At 66.8% G+C, this 21,500-nt stretch carries 22 protein-coding genes, 1 pseudogene and 1 riboswitch; of the genes and pseudogenes, 16 read left to right on the top strand and 7 right to left on the bottom strand.

Features of this window, described 5'->3' with window-relative positions; all coding sequences use genetic code 11:
- A pseudogene (locus tag VG566_RS13330) lies at positions 1 to 131 on the top strand (ACT domain-containing protein); the annotation flags it as partial.
- 3 nt (positions 132 to 134) lie between these two features.
- Here VG566_RS13330 and pncA read toward each other — a convergent pair.
- The 4 genes from pncA to VG566_RS13310 all read right to left on the bottom strand — a co-directional run bounded on the left by pncA (position 135) and on the right by VG566_RS13310 (position 4,551).
- A complete protein-coding gene (pncA, locus tag VG566_RS13325) occupies positions 135 to 761 on the bottom strand; it encodes a bifunctional nicotinamidase/pyrazinamidase (protein ID WP_241884582.1) in 627 nt (208 codons plus the stop codon).
- A gap of 55 nt (positions 762 to 816) precedes the next feature.
- Positions 817 to 1,503, bottom strand: coding sequence for an epoxyqueuosine reductase QueH (locus VG566_RS13320; RefSeq protein ID WP_080281917.1), 687 nt, complete (start codon positions 1,501 to 1,503; stop codon positions 817 to 819).
- A gap of 161 nt (positions 1,504 to 1,664) precedes the next feature.
- A riboswitch (cobalamin riboswitch) is annotated at positions 1,665 to 1,894 on the bottom strand.
- A gap of 133 nt (positions 1,895 to 2,027) precedes the next feature.
- Positions 2,028 to 3,437, bottom strand: coding sequence for a nicotinate phosphoribosyltransferase (locus VG566_RS13315; RefSeq protein ID WP_241884581.1), 1,410 nt, complete (start codon positions 3,435 to 3,437; stop codon positions 2,028 to 2,030).
- Positions 3,438 to 3,501: 64 nt separating this feature from the next.
- Positions 3,502 to 4,551, bottom strand: a complete 1,050-nt coding sequence (locus VG566_RS13310; protein WP_014645588.1) for a bifunctional nicotinamide-nucleotide adenylyltransferase/Nudix hydroxylase — start codon at positions 4,549 to 4,551, stop codon at positions 3,502 to 3,504.
- A 193-nt stretch (positions 4,552 to 4,744) separates the two neighbouring features.
- Here VG566_RS13310 and VG566_RS13305 point away from each other — a divergent pair, with 193 nt between their 5' ends.
- Positions 4,745 to 6,637: a patatin-like phospholipase family protein gene (locus VG566_RS13305; protein ID WP_241884580.1), complete on the top strand. Its 1,893-nt coding sequence runs from the start codon at positions 4,745 to 4,747 to the stop codon at positions 6,635 to 6,637.
- 132 nt (positions 6,638 to 6,769) lie between these two features.
- Here VG566_RS13305 and VG566_RS13300 read toward each other — a convergent pair whose 3' ends face one another.
- A complete protein-coding gene (locus VG566_RS13300) occupies positions 6,770 to 8,137 on the bottom strand; it encodes a short-chain fatty acyl-CoA regulator family protein (RefSeq protein ID WP_241884579.1) in 1,368 nt (455 codons plus the stop codon).
- A 115-nt stretch (positions 8,138 to 8,252) separates the two neighbouring features.
- On the opposite strand from VG566_RS13300, the gene VG566_RS13295 reads away from it, so the two are divergent.
- From VG566_RS13295 to mmsB, 5 genes are read left to right on the top strand one after another with little or no spacing between them, the layout of a single operon-like run.
- Positions 8,253 to 9,758, top strand: coding sequence for a CoA-acylating methylmalonate-semialdehyde dehydrogenase (locus tag VG566_RS13295; RefSeq protein WP_014645591.1), 1,506 nt, complete (start codon positions 8,253 to 8,255; stop codon positions 9,756 to 9,758).
- Positions 9,759 to 9,772: 14 nt separating this feature from the next.
- The gene (locus tag VG566_RS13290; RefSeq protein ID WP_014645592.1) at positions 9,773 to 10,939 is read left to right on the top strand and encodes an acyl-CoA dehydrogenase family protein; all 1,167 of its coding nucleotides are present in this window, start codon (positions 9,773 to 9,775) and stop codon (positions 10,937 to 10,939) included.
- The gene (locus VG566_RS13285; protein ID WP_005407685.1) at positions 10,936 to 11,733 is read left to right on the top strand and encodes an enoyl-CoA hydratase; all 798 of its coding nucleotides are present in this window, start codon (positions 10,936 to 10,938) and stop codon (positions 11,731 to 11,733) included. The genes VG566_RS13290 and VG566_RS13285 overlap by 4 nt, the downstream gene beginning before the upstream one ends.
- Positions 11,730 to 12,905 carry an enoyl-CoA hydratase/isomerase family protein gene (locus VG566_RS13280; RefSeq protein WP_197561482.1) on the top strand — a complete coding sequence of 392 codons (1,176 nt, stop codon included), beginning with the start codon at positions 11,730 to 11,732 and terminating at the stop codon, positions 12,903 to 12,905. The genes VG566_RS13285 and VG566_RS13280 overlap by 4 nt, the downstream gene beginning before the upstream one ends.
- Positions 12,902 to 13,792 carry a 3-hydroxyisobutyrate dehydrogenase gene (mmsB, locus tag VG566_RS13275; RefSeq protein ID WP_032962101.1) on the top strand — a complete coding sequence of 297 codons (891 nt, stop codon included), beginning with the start codon at positions 12,902 to 12,904 and terminating at the stop codon, positions 13,790 to 13,792. Before VG566_RS13280 ends, mmsB begins: the two co-directional genes overlap by 4 nt.
- Before the next feature lie 302 nt (positions 13,793 to 14,094).
- On the opposite strand, the gene VG566_RS13270 is transcribed toward mmsB, so the two are convergent.
- Positions 14,095 to 14,520, bottom strand: coding sequence for an organic hydroperoxide resistance protein (locus tag VG566_RS13270; RefSeq protein ID WP_004153735.1), 426 nt, complete (start codon positions 14,518 to 14,520; stop codon positions 14,095 to 14,097).
- A gap of 111 nt (positions 14,521 to 14,631) precedes the next feature.
- Positions 14,632 to 15,588, bottom strand: a complete 957-nt coding sequence (locus VG566_RS13265) for a cation transporter (RefSeq protein ID WP_197561481.1) — start codon at positions 15,586 to 15,588, stop codon at positions 14,632 to 14,634.
- Between the two features lie 378 nt (positions 15,589 to 15,966).
- Here VG566_RS13265 and VG566_RS13260 point away from each other — a divergent pair, with 378 nt between their 5' ends.
- The 9 genes from VG566_RS13260 to VG566_RS13220 all read left to right on the top strand — a co-directional run bounded on the left by VG566_RS13260 (position 15,967) and on the right by VG566_RS13220 (position 21,488).
- A complete protein-coding gene (locus VG566_RS13260; protein WP_014645595.1) occupies positions 15,967 to 16,479 on the top strand; it encodes a head-tail connector protein in 513 nt (170 codons plus the stop codon).
- Entirely contained in the window at positions 16,476 to 16,826 is a 351-nt protein-coding gene (locus tag VG566_RS13255; protein WP_014645596.1) for a head-tail adaptor protein, read from the top strand. Before VG566_RS13260 ends, VG566_RS13255 begins: the two co-directional genes overlap by 4 nt.
- A gap of 23 nt (positions 16,827 to 16,849) precedes the next feature.
- Positions 16,850 to 17,206 carry a tail completion protein gp17 gene (gene gp17, locus VG566_RS13250; RefSeq protein WP_014645597.1) on the top strand — a complete coding sequence of 119 codons (357 nt, stop codon included), beginning with the start codon at positions 16,850 to 16,852 and terminating at the stop codon, positions 17,204 to 17,206.
- Positions 17,207 to 17,277: 71 nt separating this feature from the next.
- Positions 17,278 to 17,937, top strand: a complete 660-nt coding sequence (locus tag VG566_RS13245) for a phage tail protein (RefSeq protein ID WP_014645598.1) — start codon at positions 17,278 to 17,280, stop codon at positions 17,935 to 17,937.
- Complete coding sequence (locus VG566_RS13240; protein ID WP_014645599.1) at positions 17,937 to 18,245, top strand: phage tail assembly chaperone; 309 nt, start codon at positions 17,937 to 17,939, stop codon at positions 18,243 to 18,245. Before VG566_RS13245 ends, VG566_RS13240 begins: the two co-directional genes overlap by 1 nt.
- Positions 18,246 to 18,295: 50 nt before the next feature.
- A complete protein-coding gene (locus VG566_RS13235) occupies positions 18,296 to 18,553 on the top strand; it encodes a DUF1799 domain-containing protein (protein ID WP_014645600.1) in 258 nt (85 codons plus the stop codon).
- Positions 18,554 to 18,715: 162 nt separating this feature from the next.
- Complete coding sequence (locus VG566_RS13230) at positions 18,716 to 19,993, top strand: phage tail tape measure C-terminal domain-containing protein (protein WP_423172648.1); 1,278 nt, start codon at positions 18,716 to 18,718, stop codon at positions 19,991 to 19,993.
- Complete coding sequence (locus VG566_RS13225) at positions 19,990 to 20,319, top strand: phage tail protein (protein WP_049441818.1); 330 nt, start codon at positions 19,990 to 19,992, stop codon at positions 20,317 to 20,319. The genes VG566_RS13230 and VG566_RS13225 overlap by 4 nt, the downstream gene beginning before the upstream one ends.
- A 2-nt stretch (positions 20,320 to 20,321) precedes the next feature.
- Positions 20,322 to 21,488 (top strand): hypothetical protein, encoded by a 1,167-nt coding sequence (locus VG566_RS13220; RefSeq protein ID WP_241884578.1) that lies wholly within the window; start codon positions 20,322 to 20,324, stop codon positions 21,486 to 21,488.
- Positions 21,489 to 21,500: the final 12 nt, after the last annotated feature.

Here is a 21,500-nt window from a genome sequence, read left to right as displayed (position 1 = left end):
TCCTCACCCTGTCCTGCCCCGACCGTACCGGCATCGTCTATCGCGTGTCCGGCCTGCTGTTCGACCACGGCTGCAACATCCTCGACGCCCAGCAGTTCGGCGATGAGGAAAGCGCCCGGCACTACCGTCGTGGGTCAGGCGGTCGCGATTCCCGCCTTGCCCAGCGCATCGCGCACCATCGCGTCGTTGGCTTCGGTCACCGGCCGGGTCAGGTCCCACAGGAACTTCACCCGGAAGCCGGACTTCACCGCATCCTGCGCGCTCCACAGCACGCAGTAGTCGCGGGCCAGGCCGCACACGTGCACTTCGCGGATGCGGCGCTCGTGCAGCCAGCCGGCCAGGCCGGTGGCCGGGCGCTCGCCATCTGGGCCATGGTTCTCGCGGAAGGCGCTGTACGAATCCACCTGTTGGCGCGTGCCCTTGCGCAGGATCAGGTCGGCCACGGTCCAGTCCACGCCCGGGAGCAGCGCGGCACCGGCGCTGCCCTGCACGCAGTGGTCCGGCCACAGGGTCTGCGGCTGCGCGTGCAGCAGGATGGTCTCGAACGGGCGTTGGCCGGGGTGCTGGCTGGCGAACGAGGCATGGTCGGCCGGGTGCCAGTCCTGGGTCGCCACCACGGTGCGGTAGCGGCGCTGCGCCAACAGATCGGCGATCGGTGCCACCAGCGCATCGCCCTGGTCGCAGGCCAAGGCGCCACCGGGCATGAAGTCCGGCTGCAGATCGATCACCAGCAGGGCGACATCGGCGGGCAGGGCGGTCATGGCAGGTCCGCTACAACAGAAGGGGCGACCAGCGTGGCCGCCCCATGCCTGCACGTCAATCGCCCTGCGGCGTCCCAGCGTCCTGCCCGTAGTACAACAGGCCGATCCTGATCCGCTCGCGGCCATTCTCGCGGCGATGGCGGTTCGCATCGCGAAGCGAGTACACGCAGCCGCAGTATTCCTGCTGGTAGAACTGCTCGCGCTTGCTGATCTCGATCATGCGGCTGGCGCCGCCGCCCTTGCGCCAGTTGTAGTCCCAGTACTGCAGGCCTTCATAGCGCGACGCCGCACGGATCCCGCAGTCGTTGATCTGCGCCATGTTCTTCCAGCGCGAGATGCCCAGCGACGAACTGATGGTGTCGTAACCGTGCTCGTGCGCGTACAGCGCAGTGCGCTCGAAGCGCATGTCGAAGCACATCGTGCAGCGGATGCCGCGTTCGGGTTCGTTTTCCATGCCCCGCGCACGGCTGAACCAGTTGTCGGTGTCGTAGTCGCAGTCGATGAAGGGAATGCCGTGCTGCTCGGCGAAGCGGATGTTCTCCTGCTTGCGCAGCTCGTACTCCTTCACCGGGTGGATGTTGGGGTTGTAGAAGAAGATCGCGTAGTCGATCCCGGAGGCGGTGATCGCCTCCATCACTTCGCCGGAACAGGGCGCGCAGCACGAATGCAGCAGCAGGCGCTTGCCGTCGGCGGGCAGGGTCAGGGTGGGGCGTTGGAGCTCGGTCATCGTCAGGTACCGCATGGACCGCCGGCAACGGCGGTGGCCCATGCATCAGCGCGTGGGTGAACGGGTCTGGCCGGATACCGTGAACAGGACGCGCGCGGCCACACAGCCTGCACGCGCAGGACGACGACGGCCCCGGCAACCTCCCCGCGGAGATTCCAGGTCGAGTCAGGGGACGGTCGTGTCCCCCGGCCGGGGCCGGTATTCGGGCTGATGGACACGGGCCGCAGCCCACCTACTACCCGCCGCTTCCCAGGCGCGAGCCCAGTGCTGTTGGCAGGATTCGTTTCCATTCACCGCTGCGGGGCAGCTCCGGAATGGACGCGCGAGGCGCCTTCACCGGATTCCCGTTTAAATCCCTCCCCGCGCCGCAGCGATGGGAGGGATACCTTCGGCGTGTGCAAGGTGGACCTGTTGGTGGCGCCGGTCAAGAGCGCAGGGGTCAGAACCCGCTACGCTGCAACGGGATCCGACCCCAGCGGAAGGAAGGGGTCGGATCCCGCTGCCACGCAGCGGGCTCTGACCCCGGTCGGGATGCACCTTCAATGCCCCACGGCCGCCCGCGTGCGGATGTCGTCCAGCCGCTGGTCGTGCAGCAGGCGGCCGTTCTCCCACACGGTCACCATTGCGTCCTCGAAGCCGTCCGGCAGGGTGTCGTCGCCGTTGGCCGGCAGCGGCACCGTGTGCAGGCTGCCATCGTCCAGGCGGCGCAGCAGGCGCATGCGGCCACGCTTGCTGGCCTTGCCGGCGTCGGTGACCGGATCCTTGTAGACGTCGATCCACTCACCCTCGACCCTCGCCGCCGAGCACTTCAGTGCGAACTTCTGCGTGTCGCGGTCCAGCCGCTGCAGCAGCGCACCGCCCATGCCGAAGGCTACGTTGTCGGCGGCATAGCCGTCGTCGGTGATGCGTTGCAGGATGGTGCGGATGGTATCCGGGTTGATGCCATCGCCCTGGATCACCCGCACGTGGTTGAGCACGCGGTAGCCCTTGCCGTTGAGGCTGTGGCCGAACGCTTCATCCAGCCGGCGCAGGCTTTCGGCCACCACCTCCACCGGGTCCCCCGAGTCCGGGCGGATGACCAGGGTGGCGCCCGAGGCGATCACTTCATCGCGCAGGGTGGTACCCCAGTGCTCGCTGATGGCGCGGTAGATGTCATAGCTGTCCGATACCACCGCCACGATCGCACCGGGCGTGCCGAACTGGCGCAGCATGTTGCGGTAGGCGTCCACCTCGCGCTCGCGGCCCCAGCTGGTGATGGTGCTGTGCTCGGCGGCGGGAATCGAATAGCCGGCCATCGGCGCTTGATAGTGCGCGCGCGCCAGGCACAGCGCCGATACGGTATCGGTGCCGAGGAAGTTGACCAGGTGTGCGGCACCGCCCAGCGCGGCCGATTCCAGGCTCGATACACCGCGCGCGCCGAAGTCGTGCAGCTTGAACGGTAGCTGCCCCTGCGGGTCGTCGCTGGTCTGCTGCAGGAACGCGGCGATGGTCTGCCGTGCGTGCCAGCTGATGGTGGCCACGGTGACCGGATACCACACGCGCAGCAGCAGCGTTTCCAGGTACGACGGCACCCAGAACGCGGCCGGATCGGTCGACTCGATGGTCATCAGTGCCTGGTGGGTGGGCACCACGCTGCCCTCGGGAACGGCGCGGATGCGCACCGGCAGGTGGCCGCCAAGCCGGTCGACGATATCGCGCCAGCCGGCCTCGTTGAACGGTTCGCCATGCGCGGCGAATACCGCCGCAGCGTCGTCGATGTCGGCGTGGGTGACCGGTCGTGCCAGCGCGTCCTTGAGGATCGCCTGCAGGCCGAAGAACACCGTGCGATCGTGCAGGCCGCCACGTGATTCGACGTAGAAGAACGTGGCATCGGTACCCGGCGGGTACTGCAGCCAATGGCTGGCCTTGTAGCTGTCGGTGTTGAGGAGAAGATTATCGAGGTAGTGCATGACGGAAGCTCCTTCGCGTCGGGTGGCACCGGCGGTCTATCCGCCAGTGGGAAAGCCGGGCCGGTCAGCCGCGGCCGAGGAAGTACTCCAGGATGTGCAGGTGGTCTTCGAACAGCTGAGGGCCCATGTCCAGTGCTTCACTCACCGGTATCCAGCGTGCCTTGTCGGCATCGTCGCCACCGCGCACCGGCGGCAGCTCGCCGGCCGGAAACTCGAAGTGGAAACCGTGGGTGATGGTGCGGCCACGCTGGCTGCGGTCCGGGTGGTCGAACACCTGCTGGCCCTTCAGCGACCCCTTCAACACCGGCAACGGAATCTTCAGGCGGGTTTCCTCGCGCAGTTCGCGCAGGCAGCTGTCGAGCAGGCTCTGTTCCTGGCCGACGAAGCCGCCGGGCAATGCCCACAGCCCCTTGCCGGGTTCCGAGCGGCGACGCACCAGCAGCACGTGGCCCGAATGCACCACCACCGCATCGGTGGTGACGAAGGTGGGCGCGTAGGGCGCATCCTTCCAGGCGGCCTTGTACTGTTCGATGAAGCGGTACTCGGCCACCAGCTGGCCATACGCAGGCGCACTCTTGCGGAACGCTTCGAGCATGTCGTACACCGGCGCCGGCACATTGCCACGCAGCATCAGCAGCGCGCCGTGGAAGTCGACGTCGCCGGCCTCGAACAGGTAGCGCCGCAGCTCGGTGGCCGACAGGGTGGCGGTGTGCTGCACGTCCACCAGCGGCCACTGCGGGAACTCGCGCAGGTAGTAGCTGGACGCATCCTTGTCCATGCCGATCAGGCCTACCCTGGCATCGGCGGCGGCACCGTCGTTGCGCAGGGCGTCAGCCACCTGGCGCTGCACGTTGGCGATCCACTGTGCTTCGTTGTACAGGTGGTCACGCAGCGGGCGGATCAGCAGACGGTCGGTGTGGCCGTCGAGGGCCGCCTGGATCATCACGGCGCGTTCGGCCACGGTCCAGGGATTGCGCAGGCTGCGGGGGGTATCGGCAGAGCCGACCAGGAAGATCAGCTTGCGGGCCCGGCTCAGGGCCAGGCGGGCAACGGCGGCGTGGCCGTTGTGGAAGGGCTCGAATCGCCCGATGAAGACGAGATAGTCGAATTCCATGAGAATCCCTCATGTCGTTGTGGCAGCCGCGGGTCTGTCCCTTGGCTTGCTGCAGATGCTACGCCGATGGCGGGGCGGGTCAAGCCTGCAGCCGTGCTTTCTGCTGAACGGCGCATTGCGTGCGCGGACTGCGCCGTTGTTCTCAGGCCCTGAGAAGCCCCTGCGCCATACTGCAACCCACGCGGCGGACGGCATGCTCGGGGGCAAGACAGTGGCGGACAAGTACTGCGATCTGGTCATGAAAGGCGGCATCACCAGCGGCATCGTGTACCCCAATGCGGTACTGGCGCTGGCCCGCGAGTATCGCTTCAAGAGCATCGGCGGCACTTCAGCCGGCGCCATTGCGGCAGCGGTGGCGGCTGCAGCGGCCTGTGGCGATCGCCGCCAGCAGGCCGGCGAGCAGCTGCCCGGCGATGCAGGCTATGGCGGGCTGTCGGCGGTGTCGGCACAGCTGTCCCGGCGCGGCTTCATCTACAGCCTGTTCCAGCCGGCGCGCGGCGCGCGCGCGGCCTATCGGCTGCTGGTGGTGCTGACCGGCAATGCCCGCCTGCCGCACAAACTGCTGTGCCTGGCCGTTGCGGTATTCGAGATCGCGCCGCTGGAAGTGCTGGTGTCGCTGGCGCTGCTGCTCGGCCTGGGCTGGTGGGGCGGTGGCTGGAGCGGCGTGGCCGCCACGCTGCTGCCATCACTGCTGTGCGCCTACGGTGCGGGTGTGGCTGGTGCCGCGCTGCGGGTCGCGCGGGTGGCGCGTCGCAACCTGCTGGGCCTGTGCAGCGGCCTCAGCCGCGATCCACGCAGGCCGGCGCTGACCGAGTGGTTGCATGAATGCCTGCAGCAGCTGTCGGGCAAGCCGCTGGATGCACCGTTGACCTTCGCCGACCTGCACGATGCGCCGCGCTACGCCGGTGAGCCGGACAGCCCGCATGCGATCAGCCTGCAGATGATCACCACCTGCATCTCGCACAATGAGCCGCGCACGCTGCCGCTGGGCGGTGCGCAGTTCTGGTTCCTGCGCGAGGAGTTCGAGCAGCTGTTCCCCGCCGGCGTGGTGCAGTGGCTGGTGAGCCAGGCCGGCCCGCCGCTGGAGGTGGACGGGCGGCAGTACTACCACCTGCCACAGGGCCCGAAGCTGCCGGTGCTGGTGGCCACGCGCATGAGCCTGAGCTTCCCGCTGCTGATCAGCGCGGTGCCGCTGCATGAACCCTCACGCCGCGAACGACGCTGCGAACCGACCGCCCCCGCAGCCGACCAGGAGCACAACGTTGCCGACAGCATGGAAGGGCTGACCAGTGCCGGGCAGACCTGCGGCCCGGTGATCACCGCCTTCCGCATCTGCTGGTTCTCCGATGGCGGCATCAGCAGCAACTTCCCGATCCATCTGTTCGACGCCGCGCTGCCGCGCTGGCCGACCTTCGCCATCAACCTGGTCTATCCACAGCACGCCGAAGCGGTGAGCCAGGGCAGCGGTGGCCGCCAGGCGCTGGAACATGCGGTGTTCCTGCCCACCGAAAACCGCCACGGCTGGCAACGGCATTACCAGTCCATCGCCACGCCACTGGCCGCAGCCGAGCTGGGTCGTTTCCTGTTCGCGGTGGTGGCGACCATGCAGAACTGGCGCGACCTGCTGCAGGCGCGCGCACCGGGCTACCGCGACCGCATCGTGCACGTCAGCCTGCAGGGCGACGAAGGCGGCATGAACCTGGACATGCCGCAGGAGGTACTCTCCCGCATCGCCGACAAGGGCAGCCTGGCCGGTGCGCGCTTCTGTTCGTTCTCGTTCGAGAACCACTACTGGATCCGCTGGCGCAACCTGGCCTCGGCCTACCAGCGCTACACGCTGGAAGTGGCGCGCACCGATGATCCGGCGCAGCAGGTGCTGGCCTACCGCGCGGCGTACGCGATGGTCGCCAGCGGTCAGCCGACGCCACCGTCGTACAAGCTGGGCTCGGAAGACAAACGGCTGGCCTCGCAGCAGTTGTGGGGCTTGATGGTCGAGCAGGGCCGCACCTGGGAGGACCTCGGCCCCGACCTCACCGACGGCGCACCGCGTCCGCTGCCGCAGATGAAGGTGACCCCGATCTACTGACCCGATCCTGCGGTCGAATCGGGGTCAGATCCGTTTCCGCAGGAAAACGGATCTGACCCCGCAGTGGTTGCTGCTCTTGCCGGCCAGCGGCCGGCGCTACCACGGGTGCAGGGCGCAGCCCTGCAGAACCCCCTACCGCCCCGGCAACTGCGCGAACGCGCGCTGCATGCAGTCCTCGCGCGGGCATACCCGGCACCCCGGGCCGATCGATACCGAATTGCCCGGGCTCTGCACATCCAGCCCCAGTGAATACACCAGGCGTTCGGCATGCTGCAGGTCGCAGCCCAGCGCCACCGCGAAGGTCTTGCGCGGTTGGCCATGGCCGACCGGGCCACTGCTGACCTGCCGCGCCAGCCAGAAATGACGGCGGCCATCGGGCATGCGCGCGGTCTGGGTGAGGATGCGCCCGGGTTGGTTGAACGCCTCGTAGACGATCCACAGCGGGCACGATCCACCCACCTGCGAGAAGTGGAAATCGGTGGCCGAATGGCGCTTTGAGACGTTGCCCGCCCGATCCACGCGGATGAAGAAGAACGGCAGGCCGGGCGCGCTGCGCCGTGCCAGCGTGCTCAGCCGGTGGCAGACCGCTTCGAAGCCGACGCCGAACTGGTGCGCCAGCAGTTCGATGTCGTAGCTGCTGGTTTCGGCTGCACGCAGGAAGCGCATGTACGGCATCACCAGCGCACCGGCGAAATAGTTGGAGAGACCGATCCGCGCCTGCGCGATGCGTGCCTCATCGGTGAACCCGGCGCGCGCCACCACCGCATCGATCTGCGGCAGGTAGCCGTGCAGGGCCAGCTCGGCCGCCATCTGGAACGCCTGCTGTCCGGGCTCCAGGTAATCGGGCAGCCACAGCCGCCGCGCACCGGCATCGTAGTGCCGCTTTTCGCGCCCGGCCTGCAGTGCGGCCACTTCCACCAGCACGCCATGGCGGTCGGCCAGCAGCTGGCGCAGCCGCGGTGCCACATGCCCGGGCGACAGCCCCCACTCGGCGAACAGGCGTTCGGCCAGTTCGTCCAGTTCGGGAATGTGGTTGTGCATGCGGTTGAAGAACTCGCGCACCTGGTCGCCGGCCGGCAGGGTGCTGCCGGCGCCGGGCTCGCCCAGCTGGAACTCCAGTGCGGCCGCGTGCTCGCGCAGCGCCAGGTGACGACGGTGCAGGTCCAACAGCGCGCGGCTGACCTGCGGCAGGTTGCCGGCCAGGGCGCGCAGTTCGGTCGCGCTGACCTCGGCCAGGCCCAGGTCGCGCAGGGTTTCGCCCAGCGCCTCCTGCAGGGCGGCGGGCTCATCGTCATCGAACAGCGAGGAAACGTCGCCCAGCACCTCTCCCAGCTTCTTCTGCACCGCCGGTGTCAGTGGGCGCTTGTTGCGCTCGATCTGGTTCAGGTAGCTGGCCGACAGCCCCAGCGCACGCGCCAGATCGGCCTGGCTGTAGCCGCGCTGCTCGCGCAGCCGCAGCAGGCGCAGGCCGAGTTGCCGCTGGGGAGCTGAATAATTCACAGAATTAACAGGAATCGTGGGGCGCGTTGGCCAGATTAAGCGGATTCAGCCCGGAAATCGAGCCGGGTGCTGTGAATAATGCCAAGCATCTTTCGCACCCTGTGGGATTGTCGTCATGACTGTTGCAGCGCCCCGTATCCGCATGCTGATCGATGGCCAGTTCGTTGAATCGGCCACTTCCCACTGGCAGGACGTGATCAATCCGGCCACCCAGGACGTGCTGGCCCAGGTGCCGTTCGCCACCACCGGCGAAGTGGACGCCGCCGTCGCCGCCGCCAAGGAAGCCTTCAAGACCTGGCGCAAGACCCCGATCGGCACCCGCGCGCGCATCTTCCTGAAGTACCAGCAGCTGATCCGCGAAAACATGAGTGAGCTGGCCCACATCCTCACCGCCGAACAGGGCAAGACCCTGCCGGACGCCGAAGGTGATGTGTTCCGCGGCCTGGAAGTGGTCGAGCACGCCGCCGCCATCGGCAACCTGCAGCTGGGCGAGCTGGCCAACAACGTGGCCAATGGCGTGGACACCTACACGATCATGCAGCCGCTGGGCGTGTGCGCTGGCATCACCCCGTTCAACTTCCCGGCGATGATTCCGCTGTGGATGTTCCCGATGGCGATTGCAACGGGCAACACCTTCATCCTCAAGCCGTCCGAGCAGGACCCGATGGTCACCATGCGCCTGGTCGAGCTGGCGCTGGAAGCCGGCATTCCCAAGGGCGTGCTGAACGTCGTCCACGGCGGCGAGGAAGTGGTCAACGCGATCTGCGACCACCCGGACATCAAGGCCGTGTCGTTCGTCGGGTCCACCCGCGTCGGCACACACGTCTACAACCGCGCCTCGCTGGCCGGCAAGCGCGTGCAGTGCATGATGGGCGCCAAGAACCACGCCGTGGTGCTGCCGGACGCCAACAAGGAACAGACCCTCAACGCAATGGTCGGTGCCGCCTTCGGTGCCGCTGGCCAGCGCTGCATGGCGGCTTCCACGCTGGTGCTGGTCGGTGAAGCGCGCAACTGGGTGCAGGACCTGGTGGCCAAGGCCCAGACCCTGAAGGTCAGCGCCGGCACCGTGTCCGGTACCGACGTCGGCCCGGTCATCTCCTGCAGCGCCCGCGAGCGCGTGGAAGGCCTGATCGCCTCGGGCGTGGAGCAGGGCGCCAAGCTGGTGCTCGATGGCCGCAAGCCGCAGGTCGATGGCTTCGAGAAGGGCAACTTCGTTGGCCCGACCATCTTTGCCGGTGTCACCACCGACATGCGCATCTACCAGGAAGAAATCTTCGGGCCGGTGCTGGTCATCCTCGAAGCGGAAACGCTGGAAGAGGCCATCGCGATGGTCAACAGCAACCCGAACGGCAACGGCACCGCACTGTTCACCCAGTCCGGCGCTGCCGCGCGCAAGTTCCAGGAAGACATCGACGTCGGCCAGGTCGGCATCAACGTGCCGATCCCGGTGCCGGTGCCGCTGTTCTCGTTCACCGGTTCGCGCGCCTCCAAGCTGGGTGACCTGGGCCCGTATGGCAAGCAGGTGGTGCTGTTCTACACCCAGACCAAGACGGTCACCGCGCGCTGGTTCGATGACGAGACGCTGAGCCACGGCGTCAACACCACGATCAGCCTGAAGTAACGGCAGGAGCAGCCATGAGCCACTCGATGACGACGGAACTGGAAGAAGCGCAGCAGGCGTACCGCGAGGCGGCGCGCGACTTCGCACAGGCCGAACTGGCGCCGCACGCCGCGCGATGGGATGCGGAGGGCATCTTTCCGCGCGAGGCGATCGCCAAGGCCGGTGAGTTGGGCTTCTGCGGTCTGTACATGGACCCGGAAGTGGGCGGCAGCGGCCTGAGCCGACTGGACGCCGCCGTCGTCATCGAGGAGCTCGCCAACGTCGATCCGTCGACCGCGGCGTACATCAGCATCCACAACATGGCCTCGTGGATGGTGTCCAGGTGGGGCCAGCCGGCCCTGCGCGATGCGTGGGGCACCGATCTGTCCTCGGGCAGCAAGCTGGCCTCGTACTGCCTGACCGAACCGGGTGCGGGTTCCGATGCGGCGTCGCTGAAGACCACCGCCGTGCGCGATGGCGACTTCTACGTGCTGAACGGCTCGAAGGCCTTCATTTCCGGCGCCGGTGCCACCGAGCTGCTGGTGGTGATGGCGCGTACCGGCGGTGCCGGTGCCGGCGGTGTCAGCGCCATTGCGGTGCCGGCGGACCTGCCGGGCATCAGCTTCGGCCGCAAGGAAGAGAAGATGGGCTGGAACAGCCAGCCCACCCGTGGCATCACCTTCGAGAACGTCCGCGTGCCGGTCAGCCACCTTCTGGGAGAGGAAGGCGGCGGCTTCAAGCTGGCGATGAAGGGGCTGGACGGCGGCCGCATCAACATCGCCGCCTGCTCGCTGGGTGCCGCACAGGGTGCACTGGATGCTGCGCGCCGCTACATGGGCGAGCGCCGCCAGTTCGGCAAGGCGCTGGCCGAGTTCCAGGCGCTGCAGTTCAAGCTGGCCGACATGGTCACCCAGCTGGTGGCTGCACGGCAGATGGTGCACACCGCGGCACGCAAGCTCGATGCCGGTGCCAGCGATGCCAACGTGTGGTGCGCGATGGCCAAGCGCTTCGCCACCGATGCCGGTTTCAACGTCTGCAATGAAGCGCTGCAGATCCACGGGGGCTACGGCTACATCCGCGAATACCCGATCGAGCGCCTGCTGCGTGACTGCCGCGTGCACCAGATCCTGGAAGGCACCAACGAGATCATGCGGGTGATTGTTGCCCGTCACCTGCTCAACACCGAAGAGGAACTGCGATGAAGGATTGGCGTACCCAGGAGCACGTGGGCCTGAAGGTGGAGGTCGATGGCCACACCGCCGTGGTCACCCTGAACAACCCGCCGGCGCATACCTGGACCGTGCACAGCCTGTCGGCGCTGCGCGACCTGGTCGGCGCGCTCAACGCAGACCGCGACATCTACGCGCTGGTGATCACCGGTGATGGCGAGAAATTCTTCTCCGCCGGTGCCGACCTCAACCAGTTCGCCTCCGGCGACAAGGCCGCTGCACGTGAGGCCGCGCGCCGCTTCGGTGAAGCCTTCGAAGCGCTGTCCGGTTTCCGTGGCGTGTCGATCGCCGCGATCAACGGCTACGCCATGGGCGGTGGCCTGGAGTGCGCGCTGGCCTGCGACCTGCGCATCATTGAAGACCATGCCCAGGTCGCGCTGCCGGAGGCCACCGTCGGCCTGCTGCCGTGTGCCGGCGGTACCCAGAACCTGCCGCGCCTGGTCGGCGAGGGCTGGGCCAAGCGCATGATCCTGCTGGGTGAGCGCATCAACGCCGAGACCGCGCTGCGCATTGGCCTGGCCGAAGAAAAGGTCGGCAAGGGCGAAGCCAAGGCGCTGGCGCTGGAATGGGCGAAGAAGGCCGGCAAGCAGAGCCCGACCAGCATCGCCGCCTGCAAGACCCTGGTGCAGTCCACCCGCACCGGCACCCACGCCTCGGCGCTGGTGGCCGAGCGCGAAGCCTTCGTCGACCTGTTCGACACCGCCGACCAGGTCGAGGGCGTGACTGCCTTCCTGGAAAAGCGCGCCGCGCAGTGGAAGAACGCATGAGCACGGATACCGCTGCCGACGACGCACCGGTGCTGTTCGAAGAGCGCGTGGCCGGCAACGGCACGCGCATCGGCATCGCCACGCTCAATGCGCCGCGTACGCTCAACGGTTTCTCGCTGCCGATGGCGCACCTGCTGCTGAACCAGCTGAATGCCTGGGCCGACGACGATGGCATCGCCATGGTGGTGCTGCAGGGCGCCGGCGAAAAGGCGTTCTGTGCTGGTGGCGACCTGCACAGCCTGTACAAGGCCATGGTCGCCTTCCGTGAGGCCGGCCACAGCGACATCCGCCAGAACGCCTATGCCGCCGAGTTCTTCGACGTCGAATACCGCGTCGATTACCTCATCCACACCTACACCAAGCCGATCCTGTGTTGGGGCCACGGCATCGTGATGGGCGGCGGCATCGGCCTGATGTCCGGCGCCAGCCACCGTGTGGTCAGCGAACGCTCCAAGCTGGCCTTCCCGGAAATCACCGTCGGCCTGTTCCCCGATGTAGGTGGCAGTTGGCTGCTGTCGCGCGTGCCGGGCAAGGGTGGCCTGTTCCTGGCCCTGACCGGCGCACTGCTCAACCCGGGCGATGCCATCTACGCCGGCCTGGCCGACGTGCACGTGGCCGAAGAACGCCGCAGCGCGGTGTTCGATGCGCTGCTGCAGGTGGCCTGGTCCAATGACACCGCACACAACCACGAACGCCTGACCCATCTGCTGCAGTCGCATGCCAGCGATGCCGCCACCGGTCCACTGCTGGCCCACGCGGCGCAGGTCGATGCGTTGTGCGAAGGCGATGACCTTGAAGCCATCGTGGCGCGCATTGCCGGCCTGCAGACCGACGACGCCTGGTTGCAGGCGGCTCAGAAGACCCTTGCTGCCGGTGCACCGGGTTCGGCACGGTTGGCGTACGAACTGCAGCGCCGCAGTGCCGGCCAGGACCTGGCCGCGATCTACCGCCTGGAGTACATCGTCGCCCTGCATTGCGCCGCCCATGGTGATTTCGCCGAAGGCATCCGCGCGCTGCTGGTCGACAAGGACCGCAACCCGCAGTGGAACCCGGCCACCCTGGCCGAGGCCACTGGCGCGTGGGCAGACACCTTCTTCGCTTCCCCCTGGGCCGACGCCGCGCATCCGCTGGCCGACCTGGGCACTCCCCTTGTTGAAAGGAGCCTTGCATGAGCCGCATTGCATTCATCGGGTTGGGCAACATGGGTGGCCCGATGGCCGCCAATCTGGTCAAGAACGGCCACAGCGTGCGCGTATTCGATCTGGTTCCGGCCGCGGTGCAGGCCGCTGTCGACGCCGGCGCCAGCGCTGCATCGTCGGCGCGCGACACCCTGGCCGATGCCGAAGTGGTGATCTCGATGCTGCCGGCCAGCCGTCATGTCGAAGGCGTGTACCTGGGCGACGACGGCATTCTTGCCGCGATCCCGGCCGGTGCACTGGTCATCGACTGCAGCACGATCGCCCCGGCCAGTGCCCGCAAGGTCTCGGAAGCGGCCGCCGCGCGTGGCCTGCAGATGATCGACGCGCCGGTGTCCGGCGGTACCGCCGGCGCCCAGGCCGGCACCCTGACCTTCATCGTCGGCGGCGAGGAAGACGCGCTGGAACGCGCACGCCCGGTGCTGCAGGCGATGGGCAAGAACATCTTCCACGTCGGCGCCAGCGGCGCTGGCCAGGTCGCCAAGCTGTGCAACAACATGGCGCTGGGCGTGATCATGGCGGTGACCGGTGAAGCCATCGCACTGGGCGTGGCGCACGGGCTGGACCCCAAGGTGCTGTCGCAGATGATGGCGGTCAGCACCGGCCGCAGCTGGGCCACCGAAGTGTGCAACCCGTGGCCGGGCGTGCTGGAGAATGCGCCGGCCTCGCGTGGCTACAGCGGCGGTTTCGGCAGCGATCTGATGCTGAAGGACATGGGCCTGGCGGTGGAAGCGGCGATGAGTGTCGGCGCTTCGATTCCGCTGGGCGAAGTGGCCCGCAATCTCTACTCGATGAACCACCAGGCCGGCCGCGGCAAGCTGGATTTCTCCAGCGTCGTGCAGCTCATCACCAGCGACCAGTAACTGGTCGCTGGTCCGCGCATTCCACCTTATCCCCGCGCCGTTGGCGCGCCCCCTTGAACAACAAGGGGGCTCTTCTCCAGAAGGATGGATGCGCGCCGCAGCGAATGCGTCCCCGGCCACGTGCTGGGGCCCACCCGAGGTGGGATGGGCGGATGCCCGGTTTCGACCGGCATCCGCCCATTTTTTTGGGGGTCGGATCCCTTTCGCAACGCGAAAGGGCTCTGACCCCATATAGCCGTGCGGGCCTGGGATGGGGTCAGAGCCCTTTGCCGGTGGCAAAGGGATCCGACCCCGGCACCGCATCAGGCAACGATCAGCGTCACGTCGATGTTGCCGCGGGTGGCGTTGGAGTACGGGCACACGATGTGCGCCTTCTGCACCAGTTCTTCCACCTGCTCGCGCGGCACGCCCGGCACGTTGATGGTCAGCTCTGCCTCGATGCCGAAGCCGGTCGGGATCTGGCCGATGCCGACCTTGCCGGTGACGGTGGTGTCGGCCGGCAGCGCGACCTTGGCCTGGCCGGCCACGAACTTCAGCGCGCCCAGGAAGCAGGCCGAGTAGCCAGCGGCGAACAGCTGTTCCGGGTTGGTGCCCGGGCCGCCGGCACCACCCAGCTCGCGCGGGGTCGACAGCTGGATGTCCAGCACGTTGTCGGACGAGACGGAACGGCCTTCACGGCCGCCGGTGGAGGTGGCCTGGGCGGTATACAGAACCTTTTCGATGGACATCGGGATGCTCCTGATCAGTGGGTGGGTACTGCTATGGAGCCTACTTTGCCCGGTTTCTGCGTACGTTGGGTTGCAGTCCGTACGAAAAACTTGATTGATCGTCCTGTTGGCCTAGATCGTCCACTCGCGGTCGGTGGTGAACATGATGGTCAGCCAGCGGTCCGGCGAGGCCTCGCCCAGCGCATCGCCGATCTCGTCGCGCAGCTGGTCCCATTCCAGCAGGGGCCGCGGCGGGTCGTCCTCGCGTACCACGAAGAACAACTCGATCTGCTCGCCACGCCCCACCTGGGCGACGTAGCTGCGATGCTCGACGAAGCCATGCTTGGCCACGATCGCGCGTGCCACCGCGTCCACGTGCGCCTGCAGTTCCGGCGGGGTGACCAGCAGGATGCCGGCCAGCGCCCGGCGCACCGTCCCGAGCGGGGCGATCATCACCAGCACGCAGACGAAAGCGAGGATGGCCGGGTCGATGTACGGCCCGACCCAGGCCAGCGAGGTGCCGCGCACCAGTACGCCGCCAAGGAAGGCCAGCAGGTAGCAGGCCGACATGCTGGCGGCGATCACCCAGTTCTTCGCGTCCAGCGCGATGAACTCCGAACCGATGCGGCGGTTGACGCGCAGCACGAACCAGGCCAGCGCACCTTCGCCGATGATCGACAACCCGGCGAAGGCGATGGCTGGGCCGAGTGCGATGTGGCGGCCGCCGGACATCAGCGCATCCACCGCATTGACCAGCGCATACAGTGCCGCGCCGATCATCAGCGTGCCGCTCACCCCCAGCACGATGGGCTCCAAGTGCCAGAAGCCCATGGTGAAGCGCTGGTTGAGCCGCGACTGCAGCGCGTCGGTGCTGGTGGACAGTGCGATCAGACGCGCGACCAGCAGTGACAGCCACGTCATCACCACATCGATCAGGCCGTAGATGCCATCGAAGATGATCAGCGAGGAATTGGCCAGAAGACCAAATACCACCGCAGCGGCAGCCAGCAGCAATGAGCCTGCGATGGACAGGCGCAGCACGCCTTGTTCGGTACGCGCATCGAAGAAGCGTTCGGGGGTGGCAGGCATGCGGGAATCCAGCGGGAAATGGGCTGCGGAAGCAGCGCGTTGCCATTCTATCCAGCCTGCGGCACGTCGCCATGACCACGCCCGCACAGCGCCTGGAAAAGTCACCAGACTGGTAACCGTTTGCGGATTGACGGGTGCACACCCGAAGCGTATCGTTTGTACCACGATGACATAGAAGCCTCCGGTGACCCCGGGGGCTTCTTTCGTTTGCGCCGTCGCGCGCTGCGAGGTCACCGCCACCGGCCCTGACGTCCCCGTCGCAGCCGTTCTGTTTTCCGCCCCGATCCTGCCTTTCCCGCGCCGTCCTGGTGATCGCGTGGGGCGCCGCCGTGCGCGCAGGATCGGGGCACTCCACATCCATCAACGAAGGAGGATTCGATGCCCCTGCTGACCCTTGAGCAGTGCCGCGCGCACTGCCGTATCGACGGCGATTTTGACGACGCCATCCTGGGTGACCTGCTGGCCGCAGCCAGCGACGCAGCCGCGGCCTATCTGGGCCGCGAGCTGTACGCCGATCAGGCCGCGCTGGACCAGGCGCTGGACCAGCTGCCGCAGGACATGGCGGCGGCGGTGACCGGGCATGAAGCCGCGGTTGCCGCCGCCAATGCCGAGACCAACGCGGCCAAGGCCAAGGCCATGCGTGATGTGGCCGATCGCCGCCTGGCCGTGGCGACCGCGCGCAGTGCGCGCCTGCTGCAGGGCATGCCGGTCAACGACAGCATCCGTGCAGCGGTGCGCCTGTTGCTGGGCCACCTGTACGCCCATCGCGAAGCCGTGGTCGTCTCTGCGCAGACGTTCGATGCACCGGCAGGCGCCGCTGCCATCGCAATGGAGCTGCCGTTCGGCGTGGCCGCGCTGCTTGATCCGTACCGATCGGCAGCAACGCCATGAACGCCGGCCACTTCAATCGCCGCATCCGCATCGAGCGCCAGGACGGCCAGCTCGATGCGTGGGGGCAGCCGCTGGACGCCTGGCAGCCGGTGGCAGAACTGTGGGCCGCCATCATCGCCGACCGCGCAGACAGCGTGCAGCGGCTGACGCTGGAAAGCCGCCTGCCGGCAACGATCCGGCGCCAGCGCTTCCATGTCCGATTGGCAGCCGCACGACAGGCAGGCATCCAGGCCGGCATGCGCATCGTGCATGACGGTCGTGTTTTCAACATCACCGGCGTTGCGCCCGACTTCAGCCGGCGCCAGACCACGGTGCTGTTCACCGAACAGTCTTCAGGCATCGCCTGAGCGACGCCAACCAGGACACCGCGATGAGTTACGAAGCACAGCTGCACGCGCTGCTGGCCCCGCTGCTGCAGGGCCGGCTGTATCCCGACCTTCCGCCGGAACCGGTCATCTATCCGTGTGCCGTCTACCAGCAGATGGGTGGACAGTCCGTGTGGTTCAACGAAGGTTCCATTCCCGAACAGAAGCACGCTCGCGTGCAGCTGACCGTCTGGGCAGACAGCCGCGCCCAGGCCAACACCCTGATCCGCAACATCGAGGATCAGGTATGCGCAGGATTGCCGACCGCCGAATCGTTCGGCGCTGCAATCGCCGTGCATGAGCCGATGCTGCACAAGTACGGCGCGCGGCTCGATTTCGGCCTGTGGTACGTCGACCCGTAAACCGCATCACCCGTGCAACACCCCAGCCCGGCATTCGCCGGGCTTTTTTTTATCCAACGAGGAAATACACCATGGCACTCAAGCTTCCCAAGGGCACCCAGTTCGGCTTCGCACCGGTCGTCTCCACCGCGATCGCCACCAGCGCGATCTCCAAGGCCGCGCCGGCGCTGGCCAGCGTTGCCGCCAACAGCGTCGACACCGGCGATGTGGTGGTCATCGAACTGCCGGGCTGGCCGGCCCTGAACAACCGCGCCACCCGCGCCGGTGCTGAAGCCACCGGCAGCGTTGAACTGCTGGGCATCGACACCACCGATACCGTGCTGTTCCCCGGCACCAGCGGTGCCGGTGTACTGCGCAAGGCGGGCGCCTTCGTCGACCTGGACCAGCAGGGCGACCCGACCACCGCCGGTGGCGAGCAGCAGTACTGGAGCGGCACGCTGCTCGAAGACCCGACCGGTCGCCAGGTCCAGATGCCGACCTTCAAGAACGCCAAGACCATCACCCTGCCGCTGTTCTACGATCCGAAGAAGCCGTGGTATTCGGCACTGAAGAACGCTGACGCCAAGGGCGAGCCGGTGATCCTGCGGGCCAAGCTGGTCGGTGGCGACGTGCTGTACTGGTACGGCTACCTGAGCTACAACGGCGACCCGACCATGGCCGCCAACACCCCGATGGGCACCACCGCGACCTTCACCGCGCTGGCAGACTCCATCCTGGTCGAGGGCGCCTGATGTTCCAGGTCAAGGCGCCGGAGAGCTTCAAGAGCACCCTGACCATCGTCGGTCACGGCCGCGAGCAGAAGCTCAACCTGACCTACCGGCACCTGTCGGTAGCCGACTACGCCAGCCTGCTGGAGCGTCTGGGCGATGACACGTTGAGCGTGGCCCAGGCCATCCTGGACATCGTGGTGGACTGGGATGCCGATGTGGCGCTGGACACCGCCGGCGTCGAGCTGGCGCTGCAGCAGCAGGCCGGCCTGGATGGCGCCATCATCGGTGGCTACACCCAGGCCCTGCAGGTCGCACGCAAGGGAAACTGATCGAGGCGGTGGGGGCCCTGTACTGGCGGGCCCCCACCGAGTCCGAGCTGATGAAGCTTGGATTGAAGGCAAAGCACTTTCCACCGCCGCAGGTCGAGCTGTGGCCGGAGTGCGTGCTTCCCATCGAACTTTTCTCGCGGGTTGCCACCCAGTGGCGCGTCGGCGCAGGTGGCCCGATCGGGCTGGATTACAACGTGGTCTACCGGGAGCTGGAGCGCGAAGCGCTCGACGGCGACCAGCATGACGAGGTGATGGCGGCCATCCGCATCATCGAACGCGCTGCCTTGGAGCAGATGCAACAGGAATGAGCCGGTCATCGCGGCAATGCCGATGGCCGATCCAGGCTCCGCCGAAGCGGAGCCGACTCTCCCGAGGAACACTCAATGAGCACTACATCGCCTGGCAGCATACGGACCACCGTGGAGGCCAGCAACGCATTGGAAACGGCCATGCAGGCAGCAAGGCGCGGCATGACCGAGATGACCGGCACCACACAGGAGTTCCAGCGGCAGCTGGAGAAGATCAACACGGTGCAGCAGGCCTTCAATGCCGTGCTGACCACCAGCGCATCATTGGTCACCGCACTGTCCACGCAGCTGACCGCCCTGAACACGCAGCTGCAGGCGGCGACGAAGGCAGGAACAACCGCAGCGGGCGCGGACGCCGGCAAGGCTGCAAAGAAGGAAGAGAAGGCCCAACAGGACGACAAGGGCCTGGCAGGCATCCGCAAGGGCCTTGGCGGCGCGCTCGGCGACTATATCGGCAAGACCGAGAACACCGCCACGGCTGCCAAGAAAGCCTTCGACAAAGCATTCACCGGCGCCGACGAAGCGTTGAGGAGCTTCGTGACCACCGGCAAGTCCAAGTACAAGGAACTGGCCCAGTCCATCCTGTCCGACCTCAAGATGATCGCCGCACAGCAGGCACTGGTCTGGGGGGCGAGGAAGATCGCCGGCTTGATGGGGGTCGACCTGACGCCAAAGGATGCAGCGACGGACGCGGCGGCGGTGGCTGCAGGCGTGGCGACTGCCAAGGACGCCAAGGCCGGTGATGCCAAGGCGGGCGAAACCAAGGACGCCAAGGACACCAAGGGCACCACAGGACTTTCGGGGTTCCGCAAGGGCTTCGGCAGCGCGCTCGGCGAGTACATGGAAAAGACCGAGAACTCCGCCAAGTCCACCCAGGATGCCTTTTCCAAGGCGTTCACCGGCGCAGAGGCGGCACTGCAGAGCTTCGTGAAGACGGGCAAGTCCAACTACAAGGATCTGGCCAAGTCGATCATCGCCGATCTCAAGATGATCGCCATCCAACAGGCAATCGTCTGGGGCGTCAAAAAGATCGCGGGCCTGTTCGGATATGGCACGGGGGTGGAGGCCAACGCCAACGGTGGCGTCTACCAGTCGCCGAGCCTGTCGGCCTATTCCGGCGGTGTCTACAACACTCCGCAGCTGTTCGCCTTCGCCAAGGGCGCCGGCGTGTTCGGCGAAGCGGGACCGGAAGCGATCATGCCGCTGCGGCGCGGGCCGGACGGCCGCCTGGGTGTGGCCGCGCACGGTGGCGGCGGTGGCGGCGGAGTGGGAGTCAGCATCCGCATCGACAACAACGGTGGCAAGGAAGTCACCACCAACGAAAGCATGCTGCAGCAGTTCGGCAACGAAATCGGCCAGTTCGTGGAACGCAAGTACCGCGAGCTGCAGAGTCGTGACCTGAAGGCAGGTGGTGTGCTCAGCAGGAGTGCCATGCAATGACCGACACCTTCACCTGGCCGGCAACCAGCCAGAGTACTGGAACAACCACCGCCGCAGTGAAGCGCGCGAAGTTCGGAGATGGCTATGCGCAGGCCGCTGCCGATGGCCTGAACGCCACTTCACGCAGTTACCAGCTGCAGTTCGTCGGCAACCGCAAAACGATCAACGAGATCGTGACCTTCCTGGATGGTCATGCCGGCCGCAGCTTCCTGTGGAAAGGGCCACTGGGGCAGGGGCTGTACATGTGTGATTCCTACACCGACAGCCATCTCGGCGGCCAGGTATCGACCATCACCGCCACCTTCGAGCAGACCTTCCACGCGTAGGCATGAGCATGGATCTTCAACGGATCGACCTGGATACCATCCAGCCCAACGGAAAGCGTGGGGAGACCCAGCGGCCGGCCTTCACCAAGATCAACCAGAACTTCCAGCAGGTTGGCCAGGCAGTCGACGGCCTGCCCGGGCAGCTCGCCGATACCATGATGCGCGCGCCGGCACGGCGCAATCGCCTGATCAATGGCAATCTCGACATCTGGCAGCGCGGCAGCAGCTTCGGCATCTCCGGGAACTACACAGCCGACCGATGGTTCCTGCAGATGGGCAACGTCGAAGACGCCGTGTTCAAGCGCAATCCCGCAGCGGCAGGCGACAACAACTTCCCGTTCAGCACCTTCACGTTGTCGGTCAGTTCGAGTGGCAATACGGATGGCACAAACCACTTCTTTGTCTTCGAGCAGCGCGTGGAAGACGTCCGCAACTTCGCGGGCGTGGAGAGCACCGTTTCGTTCCTGGTGTTCAACGCCGGCGCCGCCGGGCGGAAGATCGCCCTTGAATTCGCCCAGACCTTTGGCGCGGGGGGAAGCACGCCTGTGCTGGGAATCGCGCCGGAGGTGGTCGAGCTGGCCTCCGGCCTGAACCGGATCCGCAGGACGGTGACCCTGCCTTCCATCTCAGGGAAGGTACTGTCCGGTGACGGTGCGGCCGTGGTCTGCATATGGGTGACGGCGGGCACGCAGTTCGCCAGCCGCACCGCAGGACTGGGCGCGCAACAGGGCCAGCTGTACTTCGGAGAGTTCCAGTGGGAGGCGGGCCCGCTCGCGACGCCGTTCGAGTGGAGGCCGAAGGGGGAAGAGCTGCGGCTGTGCCAACGCTACTACCAGGTGGATGCCACTGGCGTGCCGTTCGACGGTGGATCGCGCTTCAACGCGGGCGTGGGCCTGATCCGGGGCGACAACGCGGTGTACCTCACCTACCGATTCAATCAGCGAATGCGGTCGGTACCCGCGGTCGCCTTCTCGAACCCATCGCAATGGCGGCTGCTCACGGGAGACGGTGCAACCAGCCTGACAGCGCTCAGTGCGGCGGAAGTTACGTCGACCCGCATGACCATCATCGGTGCGCTGAACACTGCCGCAGCGGGTCAGGCCGGCATCCTGCAGAGCGGAGATTCGGCAGCGGAGGGCACTGGATTGACCATGGATGCCGAAATCTGAGGTCCGCGGGAG

The sequence above is a fragment of the Stenotrophomonas sp. CASM114 genome (assembly GCF_049384325.1).
GTDB classification, from domain to species: domain Bacteria; phylum Pseudomonadota; class Gammaproteobacteria; order Xanthomonadales; family Xanthomonadaceae; genus Stenotrophomonas; species Stenotrophomonas muris.
Note: the sequence above shows the minus strand (reverse complement) of the source record. Positions and strands in the feature narration are given on the sequence as shown.